This window comes from Peribacillus sp. NPDC006672 (assembly GCF_050274955.1).
Taxonomy (GTDB): Bacteria; Bacillota; Bacilli; order Bacillales; family DSM-1321; genus Peribacillus.
In genome coordinates, this window is the sequence record NZ_JBNNOR010000008.1 from 48,519 (window position 1) to 74,069 (window position 25,551).

The window sequence follows — 25,551 nt, forward strand, 5'->3', positions numbered from 1 at the left end:
GGGGACAAAAATGTCAATTAAGCTCATTAATATTGGCTTTGGCAATATCGTTTCCGCAAACCGGATCGTATCCATCGTGAGCCCTGAGTCGGCTCCGATTAAAAGGATTATCCAAGATGCCCGAGACCGCGGATCCTTAATAGATGCTACATATGGTAGAAGAACCAGGGCCGTTATAATTACAGACAGCGACCATGTTATCTTATCTGCCGTTCAACCGGAAACGGTTGCCGCACGGCTTCAAGATAGAGATGACAGCGTAGAAGAGGGGTAACTGAAACAATATGAGAGAAAAAGGTTTATTAATCGTTTTATCCGGTCCATCCGGTGTTGGTAAAGGAACAGTAAGGAAGGCGATTTTTTCTCAGCCTGGAACGGCATTTGAATATTCAATTTCGATGACGACACGGCTGCCTCGCCATGGAGAAGTTGACGGAGTGGACTATTTCTTCAAAAAACGCGAGGAATTCGAAGCATTGATCGCAGAAGGAAAATTGCTAGAATATGCAGAGTTCGTCGGAAATTATTATGGAACGCCCGTGGATTATGTCCGTGAAACAATTGATTCCGGAAAAGATGTATTTCTGGAAATTGAAGTTCAAGGAGCTAAACAGGTCCGGGAAAAATTCCCTGAAGGACTTTTCATTTTCCTTGCTCCTCCAAGCTTGACCGAACTCGAAAGCCGCATCGTTACTCGCGGAACCGAGACGGAGGAAGCGATAAAAGGACGGATGAAAGTGGCCAAGGAAGAAATAGAACTTATGGATCTTTATGATTATGTTGTTGAAAATGATCATGTGGATGCCGCATGTGCTAGAATTAATGCAATTGTAATTGCCGAGCATTGCCGTCGGGAAAGAGTTGCTGTTTTATATAAAAAAATGTTGGAGGCGGAATAAACTATGTTATATCCATCAATTGATTCGCTATTACTTAAGATCGATTCTAAATACTCGCTTGTATCAGTGGCAGCTAAACGTGCAAGGGAAATGCAAATTAAAGATAATTGCCTTATAACCAAACCGGTTTCCCATAAATCCGTAGGTCGTGCACTAGAAGAAATTCATACTGGTAAATTGACTTACGATAATTCTTACGAGGAAAACTAAGAGAACAAATAAGCTTGACCTATCGGGCCTGACACCCTAAAGCAAACAGGATGCGTTACATTTGGAAAGTTGCTTCCTTCCTGCGGCCAAGGTGTCAGGCCTGTTTGTTTTGATTTCTCAAAGATAACGATGCCGTTGATGAAGCAGGCATAGATATGGAATGTTTTAAGGAAATCCATAAGTTATTGCGCATTTCAAATGAAATATCTTCTGTTATCGTTCATAATTAATAAAAATAGAATGTATAGTTAGGGGAAATTTGCATGCTTATCGATAAAAAAGTACTTCTTTGTGTCACCGGCGGGATTGCTGTATTTAAGGCTGCTGCCCTGACAAGTAAATTAACTCAAGAAGGTGCGCATGTTAAAGTGATCATGAGTGAATCGGCACGTAAGTTCGTGACGCCGCTTACTTTTCAAGCACTTTCGAGAAATGATGTGTACACAGATACATTTGATGAGAAGGATTCTTCAGTCATTGCCCACATCGACTTGGCTGATTGGGCTGACATAATCCTTGTAGCTCCAGCTACAGCGAATGTCATTGGCAAGGTAGCCAATGGAATCGCGGATGATATGATCACGACCACACTTCTGGCAACAGTGGCACCTGTTTGGGTGGCGCCGGCAATGAACGTGCACATGTACGCCCACCCGGCGGTTCAGAAAAACATGGAGACACTTCGTACGTTCGGATATCAATTCATTGAACCAGGTGAAGGGTATTTGGCTTGCGGTTATGTAGGAAAGGGTCGATTGGAGGAACCGGAAACAATTGTGGCACATCTCATTCATTATTTTGGTGAACGGAAATCACAGCCCCAGCTTCTTAAAGGAAAGAAATATTTGATAACGGCAGGGCCGACTCGTGAAGCAATCGATCCGGTGCGTTACGTGACGAATCATTCCAGTGGAAAAATGGGATATGCCTTAGCTGAGCAGGCAATTGAATTGGGCGCTGAAGTGATATTGATAAGTGGCCCCGTGAACTTGACGCCGCCTTCCAAGGCCAGAGTAATACCAGTGGAATCGGCAGCAGATATGTATGAAGCGGTTTTCGATCAGTTCGATTCCAGTGACGTCGTAATCATGACGGCTGCGGTGGCAGACTATAAACCGAAGAATTATCATGCTCAAAAGATGAAAAAGCAGCCAGGGGAAAATGTAATTGAATTTGAACGTACAAAGGATATCCTTAAGGAACTCGGTGAAAATAAAACCCATCAGATTTTGGTAGGCTTTGCGGCTGAAACGAACAATGTTGAAGAATACGCAAGAGGGAAATTAGTGAAAAAGAATGCAGACATGATCGTTGCCAATAATGTAACCGTCGCAGGGGCAGGCTTTGGAACGGATACGAACATCGTGACCATTTATGATAAAAATGGAAGTGCTACGGAACTTCCAAAAATGAGTAAAGCGGATATAGCTAAAAGCATCCTGGCAGAAGTATCTCGCATGCAAAAGGAATGATGTCTTATGGATATTGCATCCGTCATAGTGGATGTACCTGCTAAACAAACGGATCGAGAATTTGACTATCGCATACCTGAAAAGTGGAACCAAGTCATCAAGCCCGGAATGCGGGTCATTGTGCCATTCGGTCCAAGAATGGTGCAGGGGTTCGTCACCGGATTAAAAGCTAAAAGCGACTTTGCGAAATTACGATATATAAAAGAACCAATGGATTTGGAGCCCATCCTTAATGATGAATTGCTTCAGCTGGGTGACTGGTTGACCAAAGAGGCCATGTGTTTTAAAATTTCAGCCCTACAGGCCATGCTCCCTGCAGCAATGAAAGCAAAGTATGAAAAAGTGATTAATGTCATTGAAGATAAAAAGAATCAGCTCCCACCCTTCATTCAAAGTCTTTTCGGAAAGAATGATTCATTATCTTGGAAAGAAGTGATTGAAGGGGAGAATGCCTCACTTTTTCAAAAGGAAATACAAAATGGCAATCTAGAGCTTGTGTATAATGTGAAAAATCGACTTAATAAGAAGACCGTCCGTGTCATTAAATCTCTGCTTTCCTCTAAGGAACTGAAAGAAATGGCATCAGCCATTTCCAGCCATGCAAAAAAACAGCAGGAACTCCTTCAATACTTTATTGAACATCAAGAGCCAGTTCCGTTAAAGGAATTGCTTGAATTGATCAACACATCAAGCAGTACCGTCAAAACCCTAGTGTCAAAAGGAGCCTTGGCGGAAATGGATCAGGAAATATACCGTGATCCTTATGAAAATCGTGTGTTCAAAAAATCCAATCCCTTTACTCTAACAGAAGAACAAGCAGCTGCCTTGAAGCCCATCCATGAGAAAATAAATCATGATGAACATGATGTTTTCCTTTTATATGGTGTAACCGGGAGCGGGAAGACGGAAGTTTATCTGCAGGCAATTGCCTCTGTCATTGAAAAAGGGAAGGAAGCCATCATGCTGGTACCTGAGATCTCCTTAACGCCACAAACGGTGAAGAGGTTTAAAGAACGATTTGGGGAGCAAGTCGCTGTCATGCATAGCGGTTTATCCGTAGGTGAAAAATATGATGAATGGCGGAAAATTCACCGCAAAGAGGTAAAAGTTGTGGTGGGCGCGCGTTCAGCCGTGTTTGCTCCCTTTGAAAATCTGGGACTGGTCATCATCGATGAAGAGCATGAATCAAGCTATAAGCAAGAAGAAACGCCAAGGTACCATGCTAGGGATGTTGCCATAAGAAGAGCGAAATCATATCAGTGTCCGGTTATTCTTGGTAGTGCCACTCCTACACTTGAATCTTTTGCGCGAGCCAAGAAAAACGTCTATAAATTACTGACCCTTAGTCAGAGGATGAATAAAAATGCATTGCCAGCAGTGGATATTGTAGATATGAGGGAAGAGCTAAGGACGGGAAATCGTTCCATGTTTTCGGAGCTGCTCTTCACCAAGCTGAAAGACCGGCTTGAAAAGGGAGAGCAAACAGTATTGATGCTAAATAAACGGGGACATTCTTCCTTTGTGATGTGCCGAAGCTGCGGTTTGGTCATCAACTGCCCTAATTGTGACATTTCACTCACCTATCATCGCTTTAATGATATAATGAAATGCCATTATTGTGGGTTTGAAGAGGGAATGCCTTCCGTTTGCCCTGAATGTGAAAGTGAACATATAAGGTTCTTCGGTACAGGCACCCAAAAGGTTGAAGAAGAGCTTGCAAAAATTCTCCCTGATGCACGGGTAATACGAATGGATGTCGACACAACGAGTAAAAAGGGTTCACATGAGCGTTTGCTGAATGCCTTTGGCGAAGGAAAGGCTGATATATTGCTAGGCACCCAAATGATTGCCAAAGGCCTTGATTTTCCTAATATCACGCTTGTTGGAGTCCTTTCAGCGGATACGATGCTTCATCTGCCTGATTTCCGTTCTTCGGAAAAGACATTCCAGCTGCTGACACAGGTCAGCGGTAGGGCAGGACGTCATCAGCTTCCGGGAGAAGTGGTCATCCAAACATATACACCTGAGCACTATAGCATTGAGCTTTCTGCCTTGCAGGATTATGATGCTTTTTATGAACGGGAGATGCATCTACGGAGGCAAAGTCATTATCCTCCCTATTATTACGTTGTCCTTATAACCGTTTCACATGAAGACTTAATGAAGACGGTGAGTGTTACTGAGAAAATAACTAATTATTTAGGTTCTCGATTGAATCGGGATTCTATTGTTCTCGGTCCTGTTGCTTCGCCCATTAGCCGAATCAACAATAGATATCGTTATCAATGTCTGATAAAATACAAACGAGAGCCGGACCTTAATCAGCATTTACGTACACTTTTAGAGCATTATCAAAAAGAAACGGCTCAAAATCTTCTGCAGATTTCAATAGATTTAAATCCACAGATCATGATGTAATTGATTAAGAGATGGATGGTTTATGCGAGCTGTTAATGCTTGTTTTTTATATAATGAATTGCTGTTTTTCATATCTAGGAGGGTATCTTTAATTTTGGCTATTTTACCGATTGTCATGTTTCCTGAAAAAATTTTACAACAAAAATGCGATAAAATAACAAGTTTTGATAAAAAGTTGGCAAAGCTGTTAAATAACATGTACGAAACGATGGTAGAGGCGGATGGCGTTGGTCTTGCAGCACCTCAGGTTGGCGTGAAAAAGCAAGTGGCTGTCGTCGAAATAGAGGAAGGATCAGGTGTAATCGAACTGATTAATCCAGAAGTGTTGGAAATGGAAGGCGAACAGACTGGTGTTGAAGGATGCTTGAGCTTCCCAAGTTTATATGGTGAAGTTACTCGCCCATACCGCGTAAAAGTGCGGGCACAAGACCGTAAAGGATCTTTTTTCGAGTTAGAAGCGGAAGATTTCCTCGCAAGGGCCCTTCAGCACGAAATCGATCATCTTCAAGGGGTTTTATTCACGAGTAAGGTTTCTCGCTATATTTCGGAAGAAGAGTTAGAAAGGTATGAAGAAGAATGACAAAAATTATCTTTATGGGAACACCGGATTTTTCAGTGCCGGTATTGAAAAGAATCATCGATGAAGGGTATGACGTGATCGCTGTCGTCACACAGCCCGATCGTCCAGTAGGACGCAAAAAGGTGCTAACGCCGCCGCCGGTTAAGGTCGAAGCCGAAAAGCAGGGGATTCCTGTTTATCAGCCAGAAAAAATCCGTGAAAAAGAAGAACTTGAAAAGATCATTGCATTGAATCCTGACTTAGTCGTGACGGCTGCTTTCGGACAAATCCTTCCGAATGAATTGTTAGATGCTCCTAAGTACGGATGTATTAATGTACATGCCTCCCTGCTACCTGAACTACGTGGAGGGGCACCCATCCATTATTCCATTTTACAGGGGAAAGAAAAGACTGGGATCACCATCATGTATATGGCGGAGAAATTGGATGCCGGGGATATATTGACTCAGGCGGAAGTTGCCATAGGGGAAGAAGATAATGTTGGCACACTGCATGATAAATTAAGCAAGATTGGGTCAGATTTACTTGCAGAGACTCTGCCGAAACTTTTAAATGGGGATTTACGGGCGATCAAGCAAGATGAGGATAAAGCGACTTTCGCGCCTAACATTAAACGGTCGGAGGAAAAAATCGACTGGTCTAAATCAGGGGAAGTCATCTATAACCAAGTACGTGGCCTGAATCCTTGGCCTGTTGCCTATACAACCTTAGACGGATCCATTTTAAAAATTTGGCAGGCAAAGAAACTTGAAGAGGGCAATCGTGCAGTGCCGGGCACTGTCATTGATGTACGAAATGATGGTTTCATCGTTTCGACAGGCAACGAGACGGCAATACTAGTTACTGAATTGCAGCCTTCAGGAAAGAAAAAAATGCCGGCCAAAGATTACTTGCGCGGGGCCGGGTCGTTCATTAAAGCAGGCATGAAGTTAGGAGAACAGAATGAAGCAAACTAAAAAGGGAGTACGTGAAATCGCTCTCGATATTTTGGAATCTGTGGAGAAAAACCAATCCTACAGTAACCTATTACTGAACAACTTGATTAAAAAGCATCAGTTATCCGGTGTGGACAGCGGTTTGCTTACAGAGATAAGCTACGGTACCATACAGCGGAAGATGACTTTAGATTACTATTTGAACCCGTTTATTAAACAACCTAAAAAAACGCAAAGCTGGGTCATTAATTTACTTAGACTTTCTGTTTACCAAATGGTCTATTTAGATAAAGTGCCAGATCATGCGATCATTTTTGAGGCTGTCGAAATTTCAAAAAAGCGCGGACATAAAGGGACTTCTTCAATGGTCAATGGCGTGCTTCGTAATATTCAAAGGAATGGGGTTCCGTCTTTTGATGATATCAAAGATGATCTGGAACGGCTTTCAATCGAAGTAAGTCATCCAATTTGGTTGGTCAAGCGATGGGTAGAGCAATTTGGTTATGAAAAAACCAAGGAAATGTGTGAAATCAACTTGACTGCACCATTACAGACGGGACGGGCTAATTTAAAGAAGATTTCACGCAGTGAACTAATCAGCATTTTAACGGAAGAAGGATATGATGTTGAAGCAAGTGAAGTCGTTCCCGAAGCCATCGTCAGCTATAAAGGTAATCTTGCTCATTCAGAAAGCTATAAATTGGGGTATTTATCGATTCAGGACGAAAGTTCAATGCTTGTAGCCCATGCATTGGGTGCAAATGAAAATGATGCTGTACTCGATTGCTGTGCTGCACCTGGAGGGAAAACGACACATATCGCAGAAGGCTTGACCACTGGACAAGTATATGCTCTTGACCTTCATGAGCATAAGGTCAAGCTCATTAAAGAGCAGGCGGAGCGCCTAAAACTAAGAAACAATATTAAGACAATGGCCCTTGATAGCAGAAAAGTGCAAGAACACTTTAATAAGGAAGGGTTCGACAGGGTCCTGATCGATGCACCATGTTCAGGGTTGGGAGTCATGCGCCGGAAGCCTGATGTAAAGTATACAAAAACAAAAGATGATATAATGAAACTCTCAAGTATACAAAAACAATTATTGGAAGCTGCTGCCCCGCTCGTAAAGCAAGGCGGACGGTTAGTATATAGTACCTGTACGGTGGATAAAGAAGAAAATGACAAAGTCGCTGCAGCATTTTTGGAAAGCCATCCGGATTTTGAAAGCGATGCGACCCTGTCTGCAAGAATGCCTGAAAGCGTTCAGCCATTTATCGAGGGTCATACGCTGCAAGTTTTTCCGCAATATTTTAGCAGTGACGGATTCTTTATTGCGAGTTTTAGAAAGAAGGTGCTGTAATGGCAGAAATCACAAAATCATCTAGAGTAAAAAAAGACACAACACCAGAAAAACCATCGATCTACTCATTAGAGCTTCACCAAATTAAAGAATGGCTTGTTCAAAATGGCGAGAAGGCATTCCGGGCCGATCAAGTTTATGACTGGCTTTATAAAAAGCGTGTCTCCAGTTTTGAAGATATGTCCAACCTTTCGAAATCATTACGGGATAAGCTGGAATCACAATTCACCTTCACAACATTGAAAACTTTGATTCAGCAAACGTCCAATGACGGAACGATGAAGTTTTTATTTGAACTTCATGATGGATACTCGATTGAAACGGTGCTGATGCGCCATGAATACGGAAACTCCATTTGCGTGACAACACAGGTAGGGTGTAGAATTGGCTGTACATTCTGTGCCTCGACACTTGGCGGTTTAAAGCGAAATCTTGAATCGGGAGAAATTGTCGCCCAAGTCGTAAAAGTGCAGCAAGCACTTGATGAAGTGGAAGAACGTGTTAGTTCTGTCGTAATCATGGGAATCGGTGAACCGTTCGATAACTACGATAATATGATGTCATTCTTGAAGAATATAAATCATGAACAAGGCTTGAACATCGGGGCACGTCATATTACCGTTTCCACAAGTGGAATCATTCCAAAAATCTACAAATTTGCCGAAGAAAGCATGCAAATCAATTTTGCTGTTTCCCTGCATGCACCGAACACGGAATTGAGAAGTAAATTGATGCCGATCAACAAGGCCTACAAACTTCCTGACTTGATTGAAGCCATCAAATACTATACAGAAAAGACAGGGCGCCGTGTAAGTTTTGAATATGGTCTATTCGGTGGCGAAAATGATACAGTGGAACACGCCGAAGAATTAGCAGATTTAATAAGCGGGATAAAATGCCATGTCAATTTAATTCCGGTTAACTATGTACCGGAACGCAACTATGTACGTACACCTCGGGACCAAATTTTTGAGTTTGAAAAAACATTGAAGAAGCGCGGCATTAATGTAACGATCCGAAGGGAACAAGGCAGTGATATTGACGCAGCCTGCGGCCAGCTTCGGGCCAAGGAGCGTAAAGAAGAGACGAGGTGACCCTATGAGGGCAATATTTAAAACAGACCGTGGAAAAGTCCGCCAGCATAATGAAGATAATGGCGGGATTTTTAAGAACTCGGAAGGCGTTCGCCTTGCCATCGTTGCAGATGGCATGGGCGGCCACCGTGCCGGGGATGTAGCGAGTGCAATGACGATAGACCTTTTGAAAAAGGGCTGGGAAGTATCAAGCGGGATCGAAACGGCAAATGATGCCGAGGATTGGCTGAAACAGCAAATCGTCTTGGTCAATCAGTTGCTTTTTGAACATGCCGAAGCAAATACCGAATGTAAGGGCATGGGGACAACGATTGTTGCAGCCATTTGCACCGACAAGTTTGCTACCATTGCCAACATCGGGGACAGCCGATGTTATTTGTATAATGAGAGCGGTTTTAAGCAGGTAACGGAAGATCATTCACTTGTTAATGAACTGGTCCGTTCTGGGCAGATTTCGAAGGAAGATGCCGAGAACCATCCACGAAAAAATGTTTTATTACGAGCCTTGGGGACAGAATTGCAAGTGGAAATGGACATTACGACGGTCATCTTTGAGGAAAATGATTTACTATTGCTTTGTTCGGATGGTTTGACGAATAAAGTGAGTGAACAGGAACTTGAAGATACGGTAACCAATGGGCAGCCACTTGAAGAAAAGGCGAATTCATTAATAAATAAGGCCAATCACTACGGTGGGGAAGATAATATCACTCTTGTGCTTGTTCAATTTACTGAAGAAAGTGAAAGCAGGTGAATTGAATGTTGATTGGCAGAAGAATCAACGGCCGTTATAAACTGATCGAGATGGTCGGTGGCGGCGGTATGGCGAATGTTTACCTTGCAAGAGATATGATTTTAGATAGGGATGTTGCATTGAAAATCCTTCGCATGGATTTTAATAATGACGAAGAGTTCATCAAGCGCTTCAATCGGGAAGCTCAATCGGCAACCAGTTTGGCCCATCCCAATATCGTAAGCATTTATGATGTCGGTGAAGAAGATTCCATCTATTATATTGTAATGGAATACGTTGACGGTTTTACACTTAAGCAATACATACAAAAATATTATCCTATTCCAGTTGATAAAGCCTTGGATATCATGAAGCAAATCACGGCAGCTATTTCTCATGCCCATCATAATGGGATCATCCATCGTGACATCAAGCCACAGAACATTTTGATTGATAAAGAAGGAACCGTCAAAATTACGGACTTTGGAATTGCATTGGCCCTGAGTGCAACAAATATAACTCAGACTAACGCAGTCTTAGGCTCTGTCCATTATTTATCTCCAGAACAGGCCAGAGGCGGGATGGCCAATAAAAAGTCGGACATTTATTCACTTGGCATCGTCATGTTTGAATTACTGACTGGGAGATTGCCTTTTTCGGGTGAATCTGCCGTTTCGATAGCTCTTAAACACTTACAATCGGAAACTCCTTCGCCAAAACGCTGGAACTCTGAAATACCTCAGAGTGTGGAAAATATTATCTTGAAAGCGACAGCCAAAGATTCATATTACCGCTATGAGAGCGTAGACTCAATGGAAGATGACATTCGGACGTCACTTAATCCTGAACGTTCAAATGAACTGCCTTTTGCGATTCCTGAAGATCATGATGCAACCAAAGCCATCCCCGTCATTACGGACGATCAGCTTTCAAGCATAGATGAGACTATCATTAGAGGTCCGGAAAAGAATACTTTAGTCCATGCGGATGATGGGGAAAGTGAATCAGCAGCAGCGAGTAAATCGAAAAAGAAACCAAAGAAGCCAAAGAAACAGAAAAAACAAAAAACGAAGTCGGGACAAAAAGATAAAAAACGAAAGAAAATGCCTGCCATTTTGGTGACCACCTTTTTAGCACTTGCCCTGCTTGCTGTTCTATCTGTCACGGTTTTACCTTCCCTCCTTGGTTCGAAGGAAGTGACAATCCCTGACCTTAAAGGGAAAGAATTGGATGATGCCATTACTGAATTGCTTAAATTGGATTTGGTCATCGGAGATACGATTGAGATTGAAGATGAAGAGGTTGAAGCGGACCTTGTGATCAAAACCAACCCTAAAGAAGGTAAGACGGTCAAGGTAGGCACAGAAGTCGATATTTACCAAAGCGTTGGTAAAGAAACGATTTCATTGTCCAGCTATAAAGGCAGGAAGTATTCAGATGTCGAATCCTTCCTTGAAAAAATAGGCTTCAAGGACATTGTCGTGACCGAAGAATATGATGACAGTGCAGCAGGTACGATTATAGAACAAACTCCTTCGGAAGGTAACAAAATCGTACCATCCGAAACAGATCTTAAGTTAACGGTAAGTAAAGGGGCAGATTTATTGAGCTTGAAGAACCTAACAGGTTTCAATGAAGCTGGACTCAATGATTACTCTAATGACAGTGGAATAAAGATTAAGGTGGAAGATAAAGTCTATGATGATTCCGTTGCAGAGGGGCTTGTCATTTCCCAGTCACCAGAACCTGCTACGAAGGTGGAAAAGGGCAGTACGGTGAATGTGGTCCTTTCAAAAGGGAAAGAAGAGATTCCTCCTAAGAATGTAACGGAGGATATCAAAATCGAGTATGATCCGGTTGAGCCGGGCAAAGCGCAAAAGATACAAATTTTCATTGAGGATATCAACAATAGCATGACGGAGCCTAAAGAAACATTCTTTATCGTGGAAAATGCCAAGCGAACGATCGAATTAACGGTTTCCCCAGATAAGAAAGCAGGATATAAAGTCATGCGGGACAATCAGGTCATCATCGACCAAGCCGTCTCTTATCCAGAATAAATTTAATAATTAGGAGTGTGGTTATGCCCGAAGGAAAAATTATCAAAGCATTAAGTGGATTTTATTATGTCCTTGATGGAGAAGAGGTCTATCAATGCCGGGGACGGGGAGTGTTCAGGAAAAATAAGGTAACTCCACTTGTAGGAGATTATGTTGTTTTTCAAGCGGAAAATAAAACGGATGGGACCGTTACCGAAATAAAACCGCGAAAGAATGAATTGATCCGACCGCAAATATCAAATGTAGACCAAGCCATCCTAGTCTTTTCGGCAGTAGAACCTGATTTCAGTCCAGCTTTGCTTGATCGATTTCTCGTACTAATAGAAGATAACGAGATCGAACCCATTATCGTAGTGACCAAACTTGACTTGGTTACTTCTGAAAACCAAAAGAAATTGTCTCAGTATATCAAGGACTATCAGAAACTTGGCTATACTGTACTGGAGACATCTTCAGTTACCGCTGGAGGCATTGAAGGACTAGTGCCGTATTTAGAAGGAAAAACGAGTGTATTTGCTGGTCAGTCCGGTGTTGGGAAATCGTCTTTGCTGAATGCAATCAATCCTGAATTGGCTTTAAAGACGGATGATATTTCGTCACACCTAGGACGTGGGAAACATACCACCCGCCATGTTGAATTGATTCACATTGGCTCTGGGCTTGTCGCGGATACACCAGGATTCAGTTCACTTGAATTCATGGAAATGGAAGCTGAACGGTTATCCTATTGCTTCCCGGAAATGCATAAGCATGGGGAGGACTGTAAATTTCGGGCTTGCTTGCATGATAAAGAACCGAAGTGCGCTGTGAAGGAAGCGGTGGATGCCGGGGAAATTCCACTTTATCGATATGAGCATTATATGCAATTCTTAGAGGAAATCAGAGATAGAAAGCCGAGGTATTAAAATGGTTAAAATCGCACCATCCATTTTATCAGCTAACTTTGCAAAATTAGGAGAAGAAATTCTTGATGTAGAAAGGGGCGGAGCGGATTTAATCCATATAGATGTCATGGATGGACATTTCGTGCCGAATATTACGATAGGTCCATTAATCGTCGATGCTATCCGACCGGTGACGAAACTTCCGCTTGATGTTCACTTAATGATCGCACAACCTGATCGTTATATCGAGGCATTTGCGAAAGCGGGAGCCGATTATATAACTGTACATTTAGAGGCTTGCGCTCATTTGCATCGGACGATCCAATTGATTAAATCTTTTGGTGTAAAGGCAGGAGTGGTGCTTAATCCAGCCACACCAGCTTCCTTGATCCAACCTATAATCGAAGATATTGACATGGTATTGTTGATGACAGTTAACCCGGGTTTTGGCGGGCAAAAGTTCATTACATCCGTACTGCCCAAAATTGCCGAGGTGAAGGCGATGGCAGAAAAGTATAATCAAAATCTGGAAATAGAGATTGATGGTGGAGTAAACGAAGAAACGGCTAAACTATGTATTGAACAAGGGGCGACAGTCCTAGTGGCCGGCTCAGCGATATATAATCAAGAAGATAGACAAGCAGCAATTCAAAAGATTCGGGGAAAGTGATATAAAGCCGACATTATCGTATTCATATGATAGTGATCGGCTTTTTTTATCAATTATAAAAAGGCATCTTGGATATGAATATACATAGAAAAGGATGATTACCATGATTATCAGTATAATGGCTGGAGGTCCAGAATGTTTGTGGCCGGATTTAACAATGTATAAAGAGATGACTGATCTTTGGGTCGGGGTTGACAGAGGAGTATGGGCCTTACTTGAAAAAGGTATCGAACCTAAGTGCGGTTTTGGGGATTTTGATTCAGTTTCGGAAGGTGAATATAAGAAAATCGAGCAAACACTGGAGCAAATCAATCTATTTTCTTCAGAAAAGGATGAAACGGATTTAGAAATTGCATTTAAATGGGCACTAGGGCAAAAACCAAGTGAAATTCACATTCTGGGCGCTACAGGGGGAAGAATGGACCATTTTATTGGTAATATCCAGCTGCTCCAAAAAGAAAGTGTCCTCCCTTATCATGAAGACATTGATATATACATAGTCGATCAGCAAAATATATTCACAGTGAAGACAGCGGGTTCATATGAGGTCACTGCTTTGAAAGATAAGAAATACATGTCATTACTCCCAGTAACGGCGGAAGTCAGCGGCATTACACTATCAGGCTTCAAATACCCGCTGAGTGATGCAAGCTTGGAAATGGGTTCGACGCTTTGCATCAGCAATGAACTAATTTCCGAATCTGGGAATGTTTCATTTGAGAAAGGCATATTAATGGTGATAAGAAGCAGTGATTAAAATTCATGCTTAGAGCAGATTCGGATATAATTTTCGATCATCCTATATCCGCTTAAAAGCTTATGTTGTAATAGAAAAATTCCACTTCATCTTTAATTGTGGGATGCAAAGAGGAGGGGCATGATGAAATTTTATACGATTAAATTGCCAAAAGTTCTGGGCAGTTTGGTAAGGGCTATGCTCGGAGCGTTTAAAAAAGGCTGATACTTATCTCCATGACACCTCTCAAATTCAGGGAGGTGTTATTCTTCGGGATTTCTGGGGGATGATGAAAGGGGTTGGCCATCCATTAATGGGTAATGACTTCATTTCTTGATGCAGATTAGACCTAATCATCGAAATAAAAACCATCCCCATTAAAATGCCGGCCATTACAAGTAAAAAGGCATCCTAAGAGGATGCCGTAACATTATACGCGTTCTACTTTGCCCGATTTAAGAGCTCTTGCAGAAACGTATACACGTTTAGGTTTACCGTCAACTAAAATACGTACTTTTTGAAGGTTAGCGCCCCATGTACGCTTGCTAGCGTTCATTGCGTGAGAGCGGCTGTTACCAGAACGAGTTCTTCTTCCAGTGATTACACATTTACGTGCCATGTTAAATTCCCTCCTAACTACAACAAGCTTAAGTTTTTCGCAGTCGTCTTAAGTCTTTGTAAAATACTTTAATAATTTATCATACCTACCGTGAGAATGCAATACTTCAGTTAATTACTTTCAAGAAAAATACCTTGACATACATACTTTAAAAATGAATTATATAAAGTACCGTACGACATTTACTTTTAAAACCATAGACATTATAGTAAAATGTCTTTAGTTGATTTGATTTTTTGGGAGGGAAAAGAAAATGTCTATCGAATTACAAACGAAATATGGACAAATTGATATCTCTAATGATGTTATCGCTACTGTAGCAGGCGGCGCAGCTGTGGATTGCTACGGAATTATAGGAATGGCTTCCAAAAAACAATTTAAAGACGGCATTGCCGAAATTTTAAGAAAAGAAAACTTTACTAAGGGTGTAATAGTCCGTCAAGAAGAGGAAGAAGTTCATATCGATATGTATATTATCGTAAGCTATGGAACGAAAATCTCGGAAGTTGCGCATAATGTGCAATCAAAGGTAAAATATACTCTGAACAAAACTGTAGGATTAGCTGTTGATTCCGTTAACATTTTTGTACAGGGTGTTCGTGTGACGAACCCTTAAGTAATAGGAGGAAAGTTTTGTGTCAATTACAAGTTTAAACGGAAAGCGCTTTGCAGAAATGATCATTCAAGGTGCCAACCATTTAGCGGCTAATGCCCAAATGGTTGATGCGTTGAATGTTTTCCCTGTTCCAGATGGAGATACTGGGACGAATATGAATTTATCGATGACTTCCGGATCGAAGGAAGTGCAAAATAACGTCCAGGAACATATTGGGAAAGTGGGTACGTCCCTTTCAAGAGGACTGCTAATGGGGGCTCGCGGGAATTCAGGTGTTATCCTTTCTCAACTTTTCCGCGGTTTTGCTAAAGCGATTGAACATAAATCGGAAATCAATAGTGAAGAATTCGCCCAAGCTTTTGAAGCTGGGGTTCAGACAGCTTATAAAGCAGTAATGAAACCTGTTGAAGGAACCATCTTAACGGTTGCAAAAGATGCAGCAAAGCAAGCGGTTTCATCTGCTGCAAACCACCAAGACCTTATTCAGGTAATGGAAGAAATCGTTACGGAGGCCAATGCTTCATTAAAACGTACACCGGATCTTCTTCCAGTCCTAAAAGAAGTGGGAGTCGTAGACAGCGGCGGGCAAGGGCTAGTGTTTGTATATGAAGGCTTCCTTGCTGTGCTGAAAGGTGAGGCCCTTCCAGTCCGATCCGCAAATGGCCCAAGCATGGATGACATGATTAATGCCGAACATCACATGAACGTACAAGGGCATATGAACACGGAAGATATCTTGTATGGTTACTGTACGGAATTCATGGTCCGATTGGAAAGTGATAAACTTGCCAATAAATCGTTTGATGAAGAAAAATTCCGAAATGATTTAAGTGAATACGGAGATTCCTTATTAGTCATCTCAGATGATGAAGTTGTCAAAGTGCATATTCACTCTGAGCAGCCTGGCACGTGCCTGAATTATGGACAGCAATATGGTAGTTTAATCAAACTGAAAATCGATAATATGCGTGAACAGCATACTGCGATAGTAGGTGAATCGAATACATCATCGCTTCAAACGAAACCGTCAACCAAAGAGAAGTACGGTGTAGTGTCCGTGGCTATGGGTGCTGGCATAAGCGAGTTATTCAAAAGCATCGGCGCTAAATCCGTCATCGAAGGCGGACAAACGATGAATCCTAGCACGGAAGATATTGTTAAAGCGGTTGAAGAGGCATATGCAGATCATGTCATCATCTTGCCTAACAATAAAAATATCATCATGGCGGCCAATCAAGCTGCAGATGTACTTGGTGATCATGTGACTGTTATACCAACTAAAACGGTACCACAGGGAATGGCAGCATTGTTGGCTTTTAACCCTTCACTAGATGCTGAAGAGAATAAAAAAGCGATGATTGAAGCCCTTTCGCATGTGAAAACGGGCCAGATTACTTATGCTGTCCGGGATACCAACATTGACGGCCTTGCAATTGAGACCGGGGACTTCATGGGAATCGCTGAAGGAACCATCAAAGTCAAGGATAAAGACATGACTCAAGCGGCAAAAGACCTTATCTCCGATATGATTGACGAAGAATCCGAAATCCTTACCATTTTATATGGAGAGGATGCAACGGCAGAAGATGTCGAAGGTCTTGTTGCGTTTTGTAATGAGAAATTCGAAGACGTTGAAGTTGAAGTCCATAATGGGAAACAACCTTTATATTCTTTTATTTTTTCAATTGAATAAGAAGAGTATCATAAGATAAATGAGACTTCATCGAATCTTTATTTGAAGGATCCTGAAAAAAATAAAAGGCAATAAACTGCATAAGTCATTAGGCTATGCAGTTTTATTTTTGTGAAATGAAGGATTACGGACAGCATGAATGGAATTACAATAAATTTGGCGTTATTATTAAACTAACTCCCAGTGTTTCCCTTGGGTTCAGTTCTAAAAGGAGGAGCGATTCATGAAATATAGAAGTGTATTCGATATAATTGGTCCTGTTATGATTGGTCCCTCTAGTTCCCATACAGCAGGGGCTGCAAGAATCGGTAGGGTTGCCAGGCATTTATTAGACCGGGAACCGAAATGGGCCCATATTTCTTTTTACGGATCGTTTGCCAAAACCTATAAAGGCCATGGAACCGATGTAGCCATTGTAGGAGGCTTACTTGATTTTGATACATTTGATGAGAGAATCAAAGAATCGCTGGAAATAGCCCGGAAAAAGAAAATGAAAATCACTTTTCGTGAAGAAGAAGCCGTGCCGGAACACCCCAATACAGCAAAAATAACGGTAGGGGATGATGATGGTGAACTGGAACTTGTCGGTATATCGATTGGCGGGGGGAAAATTGAAATTGTCGAACTGAATGGGTTTAAATTGAGGCTATCCGGCCACAATCCTGCCATTCTCGTCGTTCATGATGATCGATTTGGTGCCATTGCCAATGTTTCAAACATTTTAGCCAAGCATCAAATCAATATTGGACAGATGGAAGTCTCCCGTAAAGAGAAAGGGAAGATGGCCTTGATGACCATTGAAGTGGATCATAACTTAGAGGATCAAGTCATCAACGAAATAACAGCGCTCCCCAATATCACTCAAGTAGCGAGGATTGTTGATTGATAGGGCAATCGTTTCCACTTAGGAAGGAGAAGGTACCATGTTTCGAAATGTAGCGGAATTAGTAGAATTGGCTGACTCAAAGCAGAAAAAAATATCAACACTGATGATAGAACAGGAAATAGAAGTAACGGGAAAAAGCCGTGAACAAATCATCCACCAGATGGGAGTCAATCTTGATGTAATGGAACAGGCTGTTGAAAAGGGACTCCAAGGTGTACAATCCGTTTCCGGCCTAACGGGCGGGGACGCAGTCCTTCTTCAGAATTACATTAAATCCGGAAATTCCTTATCCGGTGAGATGCTGTTGGATGCGGTCAGCAAAGCCGTGGCAACAAACGAAGTGAACGCAGCCATGGGAACGATTTGTGCGACGCCCACTGCTGGATCTGCGGGTGTTGTGCCTGGAACCCTGTTTGCTTTGCAAAACAAATTAAAACCGAATCGGGAACAGAAAATTGAGTTCCTATTTACAGCAGGGGCATTTGGTTTTATTGTAGCGAATAATGCTTCGATTTCTGGAGCCGCAGGGGGCTGTCAGGCGGAGGTCGGTTCTGCTTCGGGCATGGCAGCGGCAGCAATTGTTGAAATGGCTGGAGGGACACCGGCACAAAGTGCAGAAGCGATGGCAATAACCTTAAAGAACATGCTAGGTCTTGTATGTGATCCTGTTGCTGGGCTTGTGGAAGTGCCTTGTGTGAAGCGGAATGCCATGGGGGCAGCCAATGCTATGGTTGCGGCAGATATGGCGCTAGCGGGTGTCACAAGCCGCATACCGTGTGATGAAGTGATTGATGCGATGTACAAAATCGGGCAAACGATGCCATCGGCTCTTAGAGAAACTGCACAAGGAGGTTTAGCGGCTACACCGACTGGACGGGAGTTGGAAGCGAAAATCTTTGGCTTACCGCTGAATAAGAAGTGAACTCCACTTTACAGGAACCCATAACAGCAGTAAAAGGCATTGGGGGCGAAACAGCGGCAGCTTTGGAGGAAATGGAGATCCATACCGTCGCGGATCTCCTTGAGCACCTTCCATATCGCTATGAGGATTATCGATTGAGGGATTTAGAAACGGTCGAGCATGATGAGCGGGTTACCGTAGAAGGAAAGGTTCATACGGTGCCCACGTTAGGATACTTTGGGAAGAAAAAGTCCAGACTTACGATTAAATTATTGACTGGGAGATATTTAATAAATGTCATTTTTTTCAATCAGCCATATCTGAAGCCCAAGCTAGCAATAGGCGAAACTGTAACTGTAACTGGGAAATGGGATCGTCATCGCCAAACCATTACAGGCTCGGAATGCCACGTTGGTGATCATAGCAGGGAGAAAGAGTTCGAACCGGTGTATTCAGTAAAGGGCAGCATCACTGTTAAAGGGCTACGCCGCTTTATCTCCAATGCATTTTCTCAGTATGGAGCAATGATAGAAGAAAATCTGCCCCCGCAATTGTTGGCGACATACAAACTGATGCCGCGTAACGATGCTCTTCGTACCATGCATTTCCCTCTTTCGGCTAATGATGTAAAAAAGGCTCGACGCCGTTTTGTATATGAAGAATTTTTATTGTTTCAACTTAAAATGCAGGCGCTTCGTAAAGTGCAGCGAGAACAGTCAAAAGGAATTGGTCAGGAATTTGATGCGGGGCAAGTGGCGGCCTTCGTTGAGACTCTCCCTTTTCCATTGACGAACGCTCAGCAAAGGGTCGTCGAGGAAATATTGAATGACATGAAATCTCCCTATCGGATGAATCGCCTACTTCAAGGGGATGTCGGTTCAGGAAAAACGGTGGTTGCCGCCATATGCTTGAAGGCGACGATTACCGCAGGTTTTCAAGGTGCACTTATGGTCCCGACGGAAATCTTGGCTGAGCAGCATACACATTCCCTTAAGGCCATGTTGGAACCAAGTGGAGTAAAGGTCGCATTGTTGACAAGTTCGGTAAAAGGCAAAAAGCGCAAGGAACTATTGCAATTGCTAGAGTCCGGGGAGCTTGATCTTTTGATAGGAACACATGCATTGATACAGGATGAAGTGAATTTTCGGAACCTTGGTCTTGTAATAACGGATGAACAACACCGTTTCGGGGTGGAGCAGCGCCGGATCCTTCGTGAAAAAGGTGCAAATCCAGATGTTCTTTTCATGACGGCAACACCGATTCCGCGAACGCTGGCAATTACAGTGTTTGGGGAAATGGACGTCTCAACGATAGACGAAATGCCGGCTGGACGCAAAGCGATCGAAACGTATTGGGCAAAACATCAAATGCTTGACCGGATATTGACTTTTGTTGAAAAGGAACTTAAAAAAGGGCGGCAGGCTTACGTCATCTGTCCATTGATTGAGGAATCGGAAAAGCTTGATTCTTTGCAAAATGTTCTTGATGTCCATGCCATGCTGACGCAATACTTTGCCAACCGGTATAAAGTGGGACTCATGCATGGGCGGCTCCCCGCGGATGAAAAAGACGAAGTCATGCAGCAGTTTAGTGCCAATGAAGCACAAGTCCTTGTCTCCACAACGGTTGTTGAAGTTGGGGTGAATGTCCCTAATGCAACGGTAATGGTCATTTATGATGCGGAGCGCTTTGGGCTTTCACAGTTGCATCAGTTACGGGGGAGAGTCGGAAGGGGGAGTGATCAATCCTTTTGCATCCTCCTGGCTGACCCGAAAACGGAGGTCGGAAAAGAACGGATGAAAATCATGACAGAAACAAACGATGGCTTTGTCCTCTCCGAGAAAGATTTGGAACTTCGCGGCCCAGGGGATTTCTTTGGCAAAAAGCAAAGCGGTCTCCCTGAGTTCAAAGTGGCTGACATGGTCCACGATTACAGGACCTTGGAAGTGGCGCGCGAGGACGCCGCTAAACTGATTGCTTCCCAAAGCTTCTGGCATTCCCGGGAGTATGCACCGTTACGTACCTATTTAGAGGGTACAGGGGTGTTTACGGGAGAAAAACTGGACTAAAGTAATGAAAATCGAGTAGCAGATTGCGAGAATTTCCACAATATCTTGCAATCTGTTTTTAAAATATATATACTACTATTAGTACCTAGTCATAATACTACGGATGGTGACCTTCAAATGCGGAGAAGTAAGAAGGAACGCCAGCAATTATTAATCGAAACGATTAAACAGAATCCTTTTGTAACGGATGAGGAGCTGGCTGAAAAATATTCGGTGAGCGTCCAGACTATTAGGCTTGACCGTCTTGAATTATCGATACCGGAACTGCGTGAACGTATTAAAAGCGTGGCTGAGAAGAAATTCAGTGACGAAATCAGGGCTTTGCCTTTGGATGAAATCATCGGGGAAGTAATTGATCTTAATTTAGATGACAATGCTATTTCGATTTTGGATATAAATAAAGAGCATGTCTTTAAGCGGAATGGAATTGCAAGGGGACATCATCTTTTTGCCCAAGCAAATTCATTGGCTGTAGCGGTCATTAATGACGAACTGGCATTAACTGCAAAAGCATCCATTTTATTTACTCGTTCTGTAAAGGAAAATGAAAGAGTGGTAGCTAAAGCGAAGGTTAAAAACGTGGACCACACCAACGATCGTTCCGTGGTGGAAGTCAGAAGCTACGTTGGTAATGAACTGGTTTTTAAAGGCGAGTTCGAAATGTATCGCTCTTAACTTTCTAGTAAAGGATGAAAGAAAATGAAAATAACGATAGATGCAATGGGTGGCGATAATGCTCCCAAGGCACAGGTTTTAGGAGCGATGAAAGCTGTCGAGACTTTTTCCGATGTGGAAATTACCTTGGTGGGCAATGAAGCGGAGATTAATCAAAACTTAACGAAACATGGCCGAATAAGGGTTGTACATACTGATGAAAAAATATTAAGTACCGATGAACCGGTTCGTGCGGTTCGCCGCAAGAAAAGTGCCTCGATGGTATTGGCTGCACAACAAGTGGCTGATGGAGAAGCCGATGCATGCATTTCTTCAGGCAATACGGGTGCGCTAATGGCTGCAGGCTTGTTTGTTGTTGGAAGGATAGAAGGCATTGAACGTCCGGCATTGGCTCCTACCCTTCCGACAATCGATGGTAAAGGTTTTGTATTTCTGGATGTAGGTGCGAACTCTGATGCGAAGCCGGAGCATCTGCTGCAATTCGCCATAATGGGATCTGTTTATGCTCAAAAAGTGCGGGGAATTGAAAAGCCACGTGTCGGACTCCTGAATATCGGAACAGAAGAAAAAAAGGGGAATGAACTGACTAAGCATGCTTTTACATTGCTACAGCAATCATCGGAGATATCCTTTATAGGTAATGTAGAGGCCAGGGACCTCCTAAATGGACCGGCAGATGTTGTCGTTACGGACGGCTTCACGGGAAATATGGTGTTGAAGACACTTGAAGGTACTGCTATGGGTGTATTTAAAATGGTGAAAACGGCCTTGATGAGCAACTTCAAGAGTAAGATGGCTGCAGCAATGGTCAAACCGGAACTAAAGGGCATTAAAATTAAAATGGATTATTCGGAGTATGGCGGTGCTGGCCTATTCGGTTTGAAGGCCCCTGTCATAAAGGCGCATGGCTCTTCAGATGCGAACGCGGTATATAATGCGATACGCCAGACTCGCGATATGGTGGGGAATGACGTCATATCGACCATTGCGAAGACGATAGAAAAACAATAATAAATCAAAGAGGCAGGGGAGTAACAGATGGGTAAAATTGCTTTTGTCTTTCCAGGACAAGGTTCACAGTCAATAGGAATGGGTCATGGCTTATTTCAGGAAAACGAGCGTGCTCAGCATATTTTTCGAAAAGCTGATGAAAAACTTGATTTTCCACTTTCCGAACTGATCTTTAATGGCACACAACAAGAATTAACGGTAACCTATAATGCACAGCCAGCTTTATTGACCACGAGCTATGCCTTTGTCAAGGAGTTGGAAGAAGCGGGAATCAAACCTGATTATACAGCTGGGCATAGTTTAGGTGAATATACGGCTTTAGTAGCATCAGGTGCAATTTCTTTTGAAGATGCCGTTTATACTGTGCGTAAGCGCGGTGAATTCATGGAAGCTGCAGTACCGAATGGCCAAGGCTCAATGGCTGCGATATTGGGAATGGACCGTGAAGCCCTATCTGAAGTGACTTCTGAAATAACGGCCAAAGGGGAGTCCGTTCAATTAGCCAATATTAATTGTCCTGGCCAAATCGTCATTTCTGGCACTTCAGAAGGGGTTAAACTTGCAAGTGCAAAAGCCAAGGAAAATGGGGCTAAACGGGCTCTTCCTCTTGAAGTGAGTGGACCGTTCCATTCGGAATTGATGAAACCAGCGGCAGAAAAGTTACAGGGTGTCCTTGATGAGGTAAGCTTAAAACAGGCACAAATTCCTGTCATTTCTAACGTAACGGCTAAGCCCATTACTGAACCTGCTGAAATAAAAGAAAAATTAATCGAACAGCTGTATTCACCAGTACTCTGGGAGGACAGTGTGAAAAGTCTACTTGAATTGGGAGTAGATACGTTCATCGAGGTAGGCCCGGGGAAAGTATTGGGTGGATTAATAAAGAAGATCGATCGTACCGTTCAAATTCACTCGGTATCCGATATAGAAACTCTAACTAAAACAATTGAAACATTGAAGGGGGCAAAAGCATGATCCTTGAAGGTAAAAAAGCACTTGTAACGGGAGCGTCAAGAGGTATTGGCAGGGAAGTTGCATTAGAACTTGCCCGTCAAGGAGCCGACGTTGCCATCAACTATTCTGGCAGTGAAACGAAAGCGAATGAAGTGGTGGATGAAATCAATGCATTGGGTCGTAAAGCATTTGCCATCCAATGCGATGTTGCAAATAGTGACTCGGTGACAAGCATGATCAAAGAAGTTATCGAACAGTTTGGCAGAGTGGATATTTTGGTTAATAATGCCGGTATCACACGAGATAACCTATTGATGCGAATGAAAGAAGAGGAATGGGATTCAGTGATCAACACGAATCTTAAAGGTGTTTTCCTTTGCACAAAAGCGGTCACAAGACAAATGATGAAGCAACGTAGCGGCAGGATCATCAATATGGCATCGATCGTCGGCGTCAGCGGTAATGCAGGTCAGGCAAATTATGTTGCGGCCAAAGCTGGTGTAATCGGCCTGACCAAAACTACGGCAAAGGAACTGGCTTCAAGAGGGATTACGGTAAATGCGATTGCTCCTGGTTTCATCTCGACGGATATGACTGGGGAATTGCCTGAAGATGTCCAAAAAGCCATGTTGGACCAAATTCCGCTTGCACGGTTCGGTGACCCTAAAGATATCGCTGCAGTGGCGTCTTTCCTCGCTTCTGAGGCAAGTAAATATATGACTGGACAAACTCTTAATGTAGATGGCGGCATGGTCATGTAAGTTTTCTTTGATTTTTTTCGAAATTAATTTATAATGTTCTGAGGGGAGGTGAACAAATTGGCAGATGTATTAGAAAGAGTAACGAAAATCGTTGTAGATCGTTTGAACGTAGAAGAATCAGAGGTAAAACTTGAAGCTTCTTTCAAAGAAGATCTTGGTGCCGATTCCCTAGATGTAGTTGAACTAGTCATGGAATTCGAAGACGAGTTTGATATGGAAATTTCGGACGATGACGCTGAAAAAATCGCCACAGTAGGTGATGCTGTGAATTACATACAAAGCACTATGTAATGTATTGTCGTTTGACTAAAAGCTCCGTTTTTTAACGGGGCTTTCTCTTATTCTTAAAGAAGGTATGATGCAGCGGCAGATATAAGGGAATGAGCATGCCCTAGGCAGCCCCGCCTGCATTGCAGTGGTCTTTTGCCGTTAGTTTTCTTTAAGCGGATTATAATGTATGATGTACATAGGAAAGCTTGACAGGAATTCCTGCCAGGTTTCTTTTTATATATTGGAAAAATATGCTTTTTGAACCGTTGTGGAGGGTTTTGTGTGATGCGTAGGAACGGAAATAATCGTAAACCATCAATCAAGGATAATAAATTTAAACAGTTGCAGGAAAGTCTGGGTTTTCATTTTCAGGATGAAAATTTATTGAAACAAGCTTTTACACATTCATCTTATGTGAATGAGCATCGCCGTAAGCCTTATGAAGATAATGAAAGGCTTGAATTCTTGGGAGACGCTGTACTTGAACTGACCATCTCTAAATACTTATATCAAAAATATCCGATGATGAGCGAAGGTGAACTTACCAAATTAAGGGCAGCCATTGTGTGCGAGCCTTCACTTGTCGCTTTTGCCAATAGCCTTTCTTTCGGGGAATATGTTTTACTCGGAAAAGGGGAAGAAATGACAGGCGGAAGAGAACGCCCTGCCATGCTTGCGGATGTTTTCGAAGCCTATATTGGGGCTTTGTACCTTGACCAAGGATTAGAGCCAGTAGTGCAGTTTTTGAAGAAGGTTGTATTTCCGAAGATAGACGAGGGTGCTTTTTCTCATGTGATGGATTATAAGAGCCAGCTTCAAGAGCTGATCCAGCGTGATGCTATCGGTGTCCTGCAATATAAGATCTTGCAGGAAAAAGGACCAGCCCATAACCGGGAGTTTGTTTCGACCGTTTCTCTGAATGGGGAAGAACTGGGCTCTGGTATAGGAAAGTCAAAAAAAGAAGCGGAGCAGCATGCTGCCGAGCATGCATTGATCGTTTTAAAAGAAAAAAAATCAACAAGATAGTTGAACAGTAGAGGAGGAA

At 42.7% G+C, this 25,551-nt stretch carries 27 protein-coding genes; 26 read left to right on the forward strand and 1 reads right to left on the reverse strand.

Going from position 1 to position 25,551, the window contains the following annotated elements; genetic code table 11:
• The first annotated feature begins 10 nt into the window (after window positions 1-10).
• The 15 genes from remA (at window position 11) to spoVM (ending at window position 14,276) form a co-directional block, all read left to right on the forward strand.
• A complete protein-coding gene (remA, locus tag ACQKKK_RS14420) occupies window positions 11-274 on the forward strand; it encodes an extracellular matrix/biofilm regulator RemA (protein WP_034313813.1) in 264 nt (87 codons plus the stop codon).
• Between the two features lie 10 nt (window positions 275-284).
• On the forward strand, window positions 285-899 hold the full coding sequence (gmk, locus tag ACQKKK_RS14425) for a guanylate kinase (protein WP_061462358.1): 615 nt from the start codon (window positions 285-287) through the stop codon (window positions 897-899).
• Window positions 900-902: 3 nt separating this feature from the next.
• The gene (rpoZ, locus tag ACQKKK_RS14430; protein WP_061462359.1) at window positions 903-1,109 is read left to right on the forward strand and encodes a DNA-directed RNA polymerase subunit omega; all 207 of its coding nucleotides are present in this window, start codon (window positions 903-905) and stop codon (window positions 1,107-1,109) included.
• Between the two features lie 263 nt (window positions 1,110-1,372).
• Window positions 1,373-2,581 (forward strand): bifunctional phosphopantothenoylcysteine decarboxylase/phosphopantothenate--cysteine ligase CoaBC, encoded by a 1,209-nt coding sequence (gene coaBC / locus ACQKKK_RS14435; RefSeq protein WP_427616822.1) that lies wholly within the window; start codon window positions 1,373-1,375, stop codon window positions 2,579-2,581.
• Window positions 2,582-2,587: 6 nt separating this feature from the next.
• Window positions 2,588-4,999: a primosomal protein N' gene (gene priA / locus ACQKKK_RS14440; RefSeq protein WP_427616823.1), complete on the forward strand. Its 2,412-nt coding sequence runs from the start codon at window positions 2,588-2,590 to the stop codon at window positions 4,997-4,999.
• 94 nt (window positions 5,000-5,093) lie between these two features.
• On the forward strand, window positions 5,094-5,579 hold the full coding sequence (def, locus tag ACQKKK_RS14445) for a peptide deformylase (protein WP_125161805.1): 486 nt from the start codon (window positions 5,094-5,096) through the stop codon (window positions 5,577-5,579).
• Window positions 5,576-6,535, forward strand: coding sequence for a methionyl-tRNA formyltransferase (fmt, locus tag ACQKKK_RS14450; protein WP_427616824.1), 960 nt, complete (start codon window positions 5,576-5,578; stop codon window positions 6,533-6,535). The genes def and fmt overlap by 4 nt, the downstream gene beginning before the upstream one ends.
• Window positions 6,522-7,874: a 16S rRNA (cytosine(967)-C(5))-methyltransferase RsmB gene (rsmB, locus tag ACQKKK_RS14455; RefSeq protein WP_427616825.1), complete on the forward strand. Its 1,353-nt coding sequence runs from the start codon at window positions 6,522-6,524 to the stop codon at window positions 7,872-7,874. Before fmt ends, rsmB begins: the two co-directional genes overlap by 14 nt.
• Window positions 7,874-8,968 carry a 23S rRNA (adenine(2503)-C(2))-methyltransferase RlmN gene (gene rlmN / locus ACQKKK_RS14460; protein WP_427616826.1) on the forward strand — a complete coding sequence of 365 codons (1,095 nt, stop codon included), beginning with the start codon at window positions 7,874-7,876 and terminating at the stop codon, window positions 8,966-8,968. Before rsmB ends, rlmN begins: the two co-directional genes overlap by 1 nt.
• Before the next feature lie 4 nt (window positions 8,969-8,972).
• Window positions 8,973-9,722, forward strand: coding sequence for a Stp1/IreP family PP2C-type Ser/Thr phosphatase (locus ACQKKK_RS14465; protein WP_427616827.1), 750 nt, complete (start codon window positions 8,973-8,975; stop codon window positions 9,720-9,722).
• 5 nt (window positions 9,723-9,727) lie between these two features.
• On the forward strand, window positions 9,728-11,761 hold the full coding sequence (gene pknB, locus ACQKKK_RS14470) for a Stk1 family PASTA domain-containing Ser/Thr kinase (protein ID WP_427616828.1): 2,034 nt from the start codon (window positions 9,728-9,730) through the stop codon (window positions 11,759-11,761).
• Window positions 11,762-11,784: 23 nt separating this feature from the next.
• The gene (gene rsgA / locus ACQKKK_RS14475; protein WP_427616829.1) at window positions 11,785-12,666 is read left to right on the forward strand and encodes a ribosome small subunit-dependent GTPase A; all 882 of its coding nucleotides are present in this window, start codon (window positions 11,785-11,787) and stop codon (window positions 12,664-12,666) included.
• 1 nt (window position 12,667) lies between these two features.
• Window positions 12,668-13,315 carry a ribulose-phosphate 3-epimerase gene (rpe, locus tag ACQKKK_RS14480; protein ID WP_427616830.1) on the forward strand — a complete coding sequence of 216 codons (648 nt, stop codon included), beginning with the start codon at window positions 12,668-12,670 and terminating at the stop codon, window positions 13,313-13,315.
• Between the two features lie 103 nt (window positions 13,316-13,418).
• Window positions 13,419-14,072, forward strand: a complete 654-nt coding sequence (locus ACQKKK_RS14485; protein ID WP_427616831.1) for a thiamine diphosphokinase — start codon at window positions 13,419-13,421, stop codon at window positions 14,070-14,072.
• A gap of 123 nt (window positions 14,073-14,195) precedes the next feature.
• Window positions 14,196-14,276: a stage V sporulation protein SpoVM gene (gene spoVM / locus ACQKKK_RS14490; protein WP_034313769.1), complete on the forward strand. Its 81-nt coding sequence runs from the start codon at window positions 14,196-14,198 to the stop codon at window positions 14,274-14,276.
• Between the two features lie 205 nt (window positions 14,277-14,481).
• On the opposite strand, the gene rpmB is transcribed toward spoVM, so the two are convergent.
• Window positions 14,482-14,670, reverse strand: a complete 189-nt coding sequence (gene rpmB, locus ACQKKK_RS14495) for a 50S ribosomal protein L28 (protein WP_034313767.1) — start codon at window positions 14,668-14,670, stop codon at window positions 14,482-14,484.
• Between the two features lie 253 nt (window positions 14,671-14,923).
• Here rpmB and ACQKKK_RS14500 point away from each other — a divergent pair, with 253 nt between their 5' ends.
• The 11 genes from ACQKKK_RS14500 (at window position 14,924) to rnc (ending at window position 25,532) form a co-directional block, all read left to right on the forward strand.
• The gene (locus ACQKKK_RS14500; RefSeq protein ID WP_061144584.1) at window positions 14,924-15,286 is read left to right on the forward strand and encodes an Asp23/Gls24 family envelope stress response protein; all 363 of its coding nucleotides are present in this window, start codon (window positions 14,924-14,926) and stop codon (window positions 15,284-15,286) included.
• Window positions 15,287-15,305: 19 nt separating this feature from the next.
• Entirely contained in the window at window positions 15,306-16,979 is a 1,674-nt protein-coding gene (locus tag ACQKKK_RS14505; protein WP_427616832.1) for a DAK2 domain-containing protein, read from the forward strand.
• 223 nt (window positions 16,980-17,202) lie between these two features.
• Window positions 17,203-17,865, forward strand: coding sequence for an L-serine ammonia-lyase, iron-sulfur-dependent subunit beta (gene sdaAB / locus ACQKKK_RS14510; RefSeq protein WP_427616833.1), 663 nt, complete (start codon window positions 17,203-17,205; stop codon window positions 17,863-17,865).
• Window positions 17,866-17,902: 37 nt separating this feature from the next.
• Complete coding sequence (gene sdaAA, locus ACQKKK_RS14515) at window positions 17,903-18,787, forward strand: L-serine ammonia-lyase, iron-sulfur-dependent, subunit alpha (RefSeq protein WP_427616834.1); 885 nt, start codon at window positions 17,903-17,905, stop codon at window positions 18,785-18,787.
• Window positions 18,784-20,835 (forward strand): ATP-dependent DNA helicase RecG, encoded by a 2,052-nt coding sequence (gene recG, locus ACQKKK_RS14520; RefSeq protein ID WP_427616835.1) that lies wholly within the window; start codon window positions 18,784-18,786, stop codon window positions 20,833-20,835. The genes sdaAA and recG overlap by 4 nt, the downstream gene beginning before the upstream one ends.
• A 117-nt stretch (window positions 20,836-20,952) precedes the next feature.
• The gene (fapR, locus tag ACQKKK_RS14525) at window positions 20,953-21,510 is read left to right on the forward strand and encodes a transcription factor FapR (protein WP_089362437.1); all 558 of its coding nucleotides are present in this window, start codon (window positions 20,953-20,955) and stop codon (window positions 21,508-21,510) included.
• A gap of 24 nt (window positions 21,511-21,534) precedes the next feature.
• On the forward strand, window positions 21,535-22,521 hold the full coding sequence (plsX, locus tag ACQKKK_RS14530; RefSeq protein ID WP_427616836.1) for a phosphate acyltransferase PlsX: 987 nt from the start codon (window positions 21,535-21,537) through the stop codon (window positions 22,519-22,521).
• 27 nt (window positions 22,522-22,548) lie between these two features.
• Window positions 22,549-23,496, forward strand: coding sequence for an ACP S-malonyltransferase (gene fabD, locus ACQKKK_RS14535; protein WP_427616837.1), 948 nt, complete (start codon window positions 22,549-22,551; stop codon window positions 23,494-23,496).
• The gene (gene fabG / locus ACQKKK_RS14540; RefSeq protein WP_427616838.1) at window positions 23,493-24,236 is read left to right on the forward strand and encodes a 3-oxoacyl-[acyl-carrier-protein] reductase; all 744 of its coding nucleotides are present in this window, start codon (window positions 23,493-23,495) and stop codon (window positions 24,234-24,236) included. Before fabD ends, fabG begins: the two co-directional genes overlap by 4 nt.
• A gap of 57 nt (window positions 24,237-24,293) precedes the next feature.
• The gene (locus ACQKKK_RS14545) at window positions 24,294-24,527 is read left to right on the forward strand and encodes an acyl carrier protein (RefSeq protein ID WP_034313729.1); all 234 of its coding nucleotides are present in this window, start codon (window positions 24,294-24,296) and stop codon (window positions 24,525-24,527) included.
• 264 nt (window positions 24,528-24,791) lie between these two features.
• Window positions 24,792-25,532 carry a ribonuclease III gene (gene rnc, locus ACQKKK_RS14550; RefSeq protein ID WP_427617058.1) on the forward strand — a complete coding sequence of 247 codons (741 nt, stop codon included), beginning with the start codon at window positions 24,792-24,794 and terminating at the stop codon, window positions 25,530-25,532.
• Window positions 25,533-25,551: the final 19 nt, after the last annotated feature.

Coding starts and splice junctions, on each gene's coding strand:
- pknB (WP_427616828.1), top strand. CDS start 9,728: ATGTTGATTGGCAGAAGAATCAACGGCCGTTATAAACTGATCGAGATG.
- spoVM (WP_034313769.1), top strand. CDS start 14,196: ATGAAATTTTATACGATTAAATTGCCAAAAGTTCTGGGCAGTTTGGTA.
- priA (WP_427616823.1), top strand. CDS start 2,588: ATGGATATTGCATCCGTCATAGTGGATGTACCTGCTAAACAAACGGAT.
- ACQKKK_RS14485 (WP_427616831.1), top strand. CDS start 13,419: ATGATTATCAGTATAATGGCTGGAGGTCCAGAATGTTTGTGGCCGGAT.
- fapR (WP_089362437.1), top strand. CDS start 20,953: ATGCGGAGAAGTAAGAAGGAACGCCAGCAATTATTAATCGAAACGATT.
- sdaAA (WP_427616834.1), top strand. CDS start 17,903: ATGTTTCGAAATGTAGCGGAATTAGTAGAATTGGCTGACTCAAAGCAG.
- ACQKKK_RS14465 (WP_427616827.1), top strand. CDS start 8,973: ATGAGGGCAATATTTAAAACAGACCGTGGAAAAGTCCGCCAGCATAAT.
- rsmB (WP_427616825.1), top strand. CDS start 6,522: ATGAAGCAAACTAAAAAGGGAGTACGTGAAATCGCTCTCGATATTTTG.
- ACQKKK_RS14500 (WP_061144584.1), top strand. CDS start 14,924: ATGTCTATCGAATTACAAACGAAATATGGACAAATTGATATCTCTAAT.
- rpmB (WP_034313767.1), bottom strand. CDS start 14,670: ATGGCACGTAAATGTGTAATCACTGGAAGAAGAACTCGTTCTGGTAAC.
- sdaAB (WP_427616833.1), top strand. CDS start 17,203: ATGAAATATAGAAGTGTATTCGATATAATTGGTCCTGTTATGATTGGT.
- plsX (WP_427616836.1), top strand. CDS start 21,535: ATGAAAATAACGATAGATGCAATGGGTGGCGATAATGCTCCCAAGGCA.
- fmt (WP_427616824.1), top strand. CDS start 5,576: ATGACAAAAATTATCTTTATGGGAACACCGGATTTTTCAGTGCCGGTA.
- remA (WP_034313813.1), top strand. CDS start 11: ATGTCAATTAAGCTCATTAATATTGGCTTTGGCAATATCGTTTCCGCA.
- rpoZ (WP_061462359.1), top strand. CDS start 903: ATGTTATATCCATCAATTGATTCGCTATTACTTAAGATCGATTCTAAA.
- fabG (WP_427616838.1), top strand. CDS start 23,493: ATGATCCTTGAAGGTAAAAAAGCACTTGTAACGGGAGCGTCAAGAGGT.
- coaBC (WP_427616822.1), top strand. CDS start 1,373: ATGCTTATCGATAAAAAAGTACTTCTTTGTGTCACCGGCGGGATTGCT.
- gmk (WP_061462358.1), top strand. CDS start 285: ATGAGAGAAAAAGGTTTATTAATCGTTTTATCCGGTCCATCCGGTGTT.
- rsgA (WP_427616829.1), top strand. CDS start 11,785: ATGCCCGAAGGAAAAATTATCAAAGCATTAAGTGGATTTTATTATGTC.
- rlmN (WP_427616826.1), top strand. CDS start 7,874: ATGGCAGAAATCACAAAATCATCTAGAGTAAAAAAAGACACAACACCA.
- rpe (WP_427616830.1), top strand. CDS start 12,668: ATGGTTAAAATCGCACCATCCATTTTATCAGCTAACTTTGCAAAATTA.
- rnc (WP_427617058.1), top strand. CDS start 24,792: ATGCGTAGGAACGGAAATAATCGTAAACCATCAATCAAGGATAATAAA.
- fabD (WP_427616837.1), top strand. CDS start 22,549: ATGGGTAAAATTGCTTTTGTCTTTCCAGGACAAGGTTCACAGTCAATA.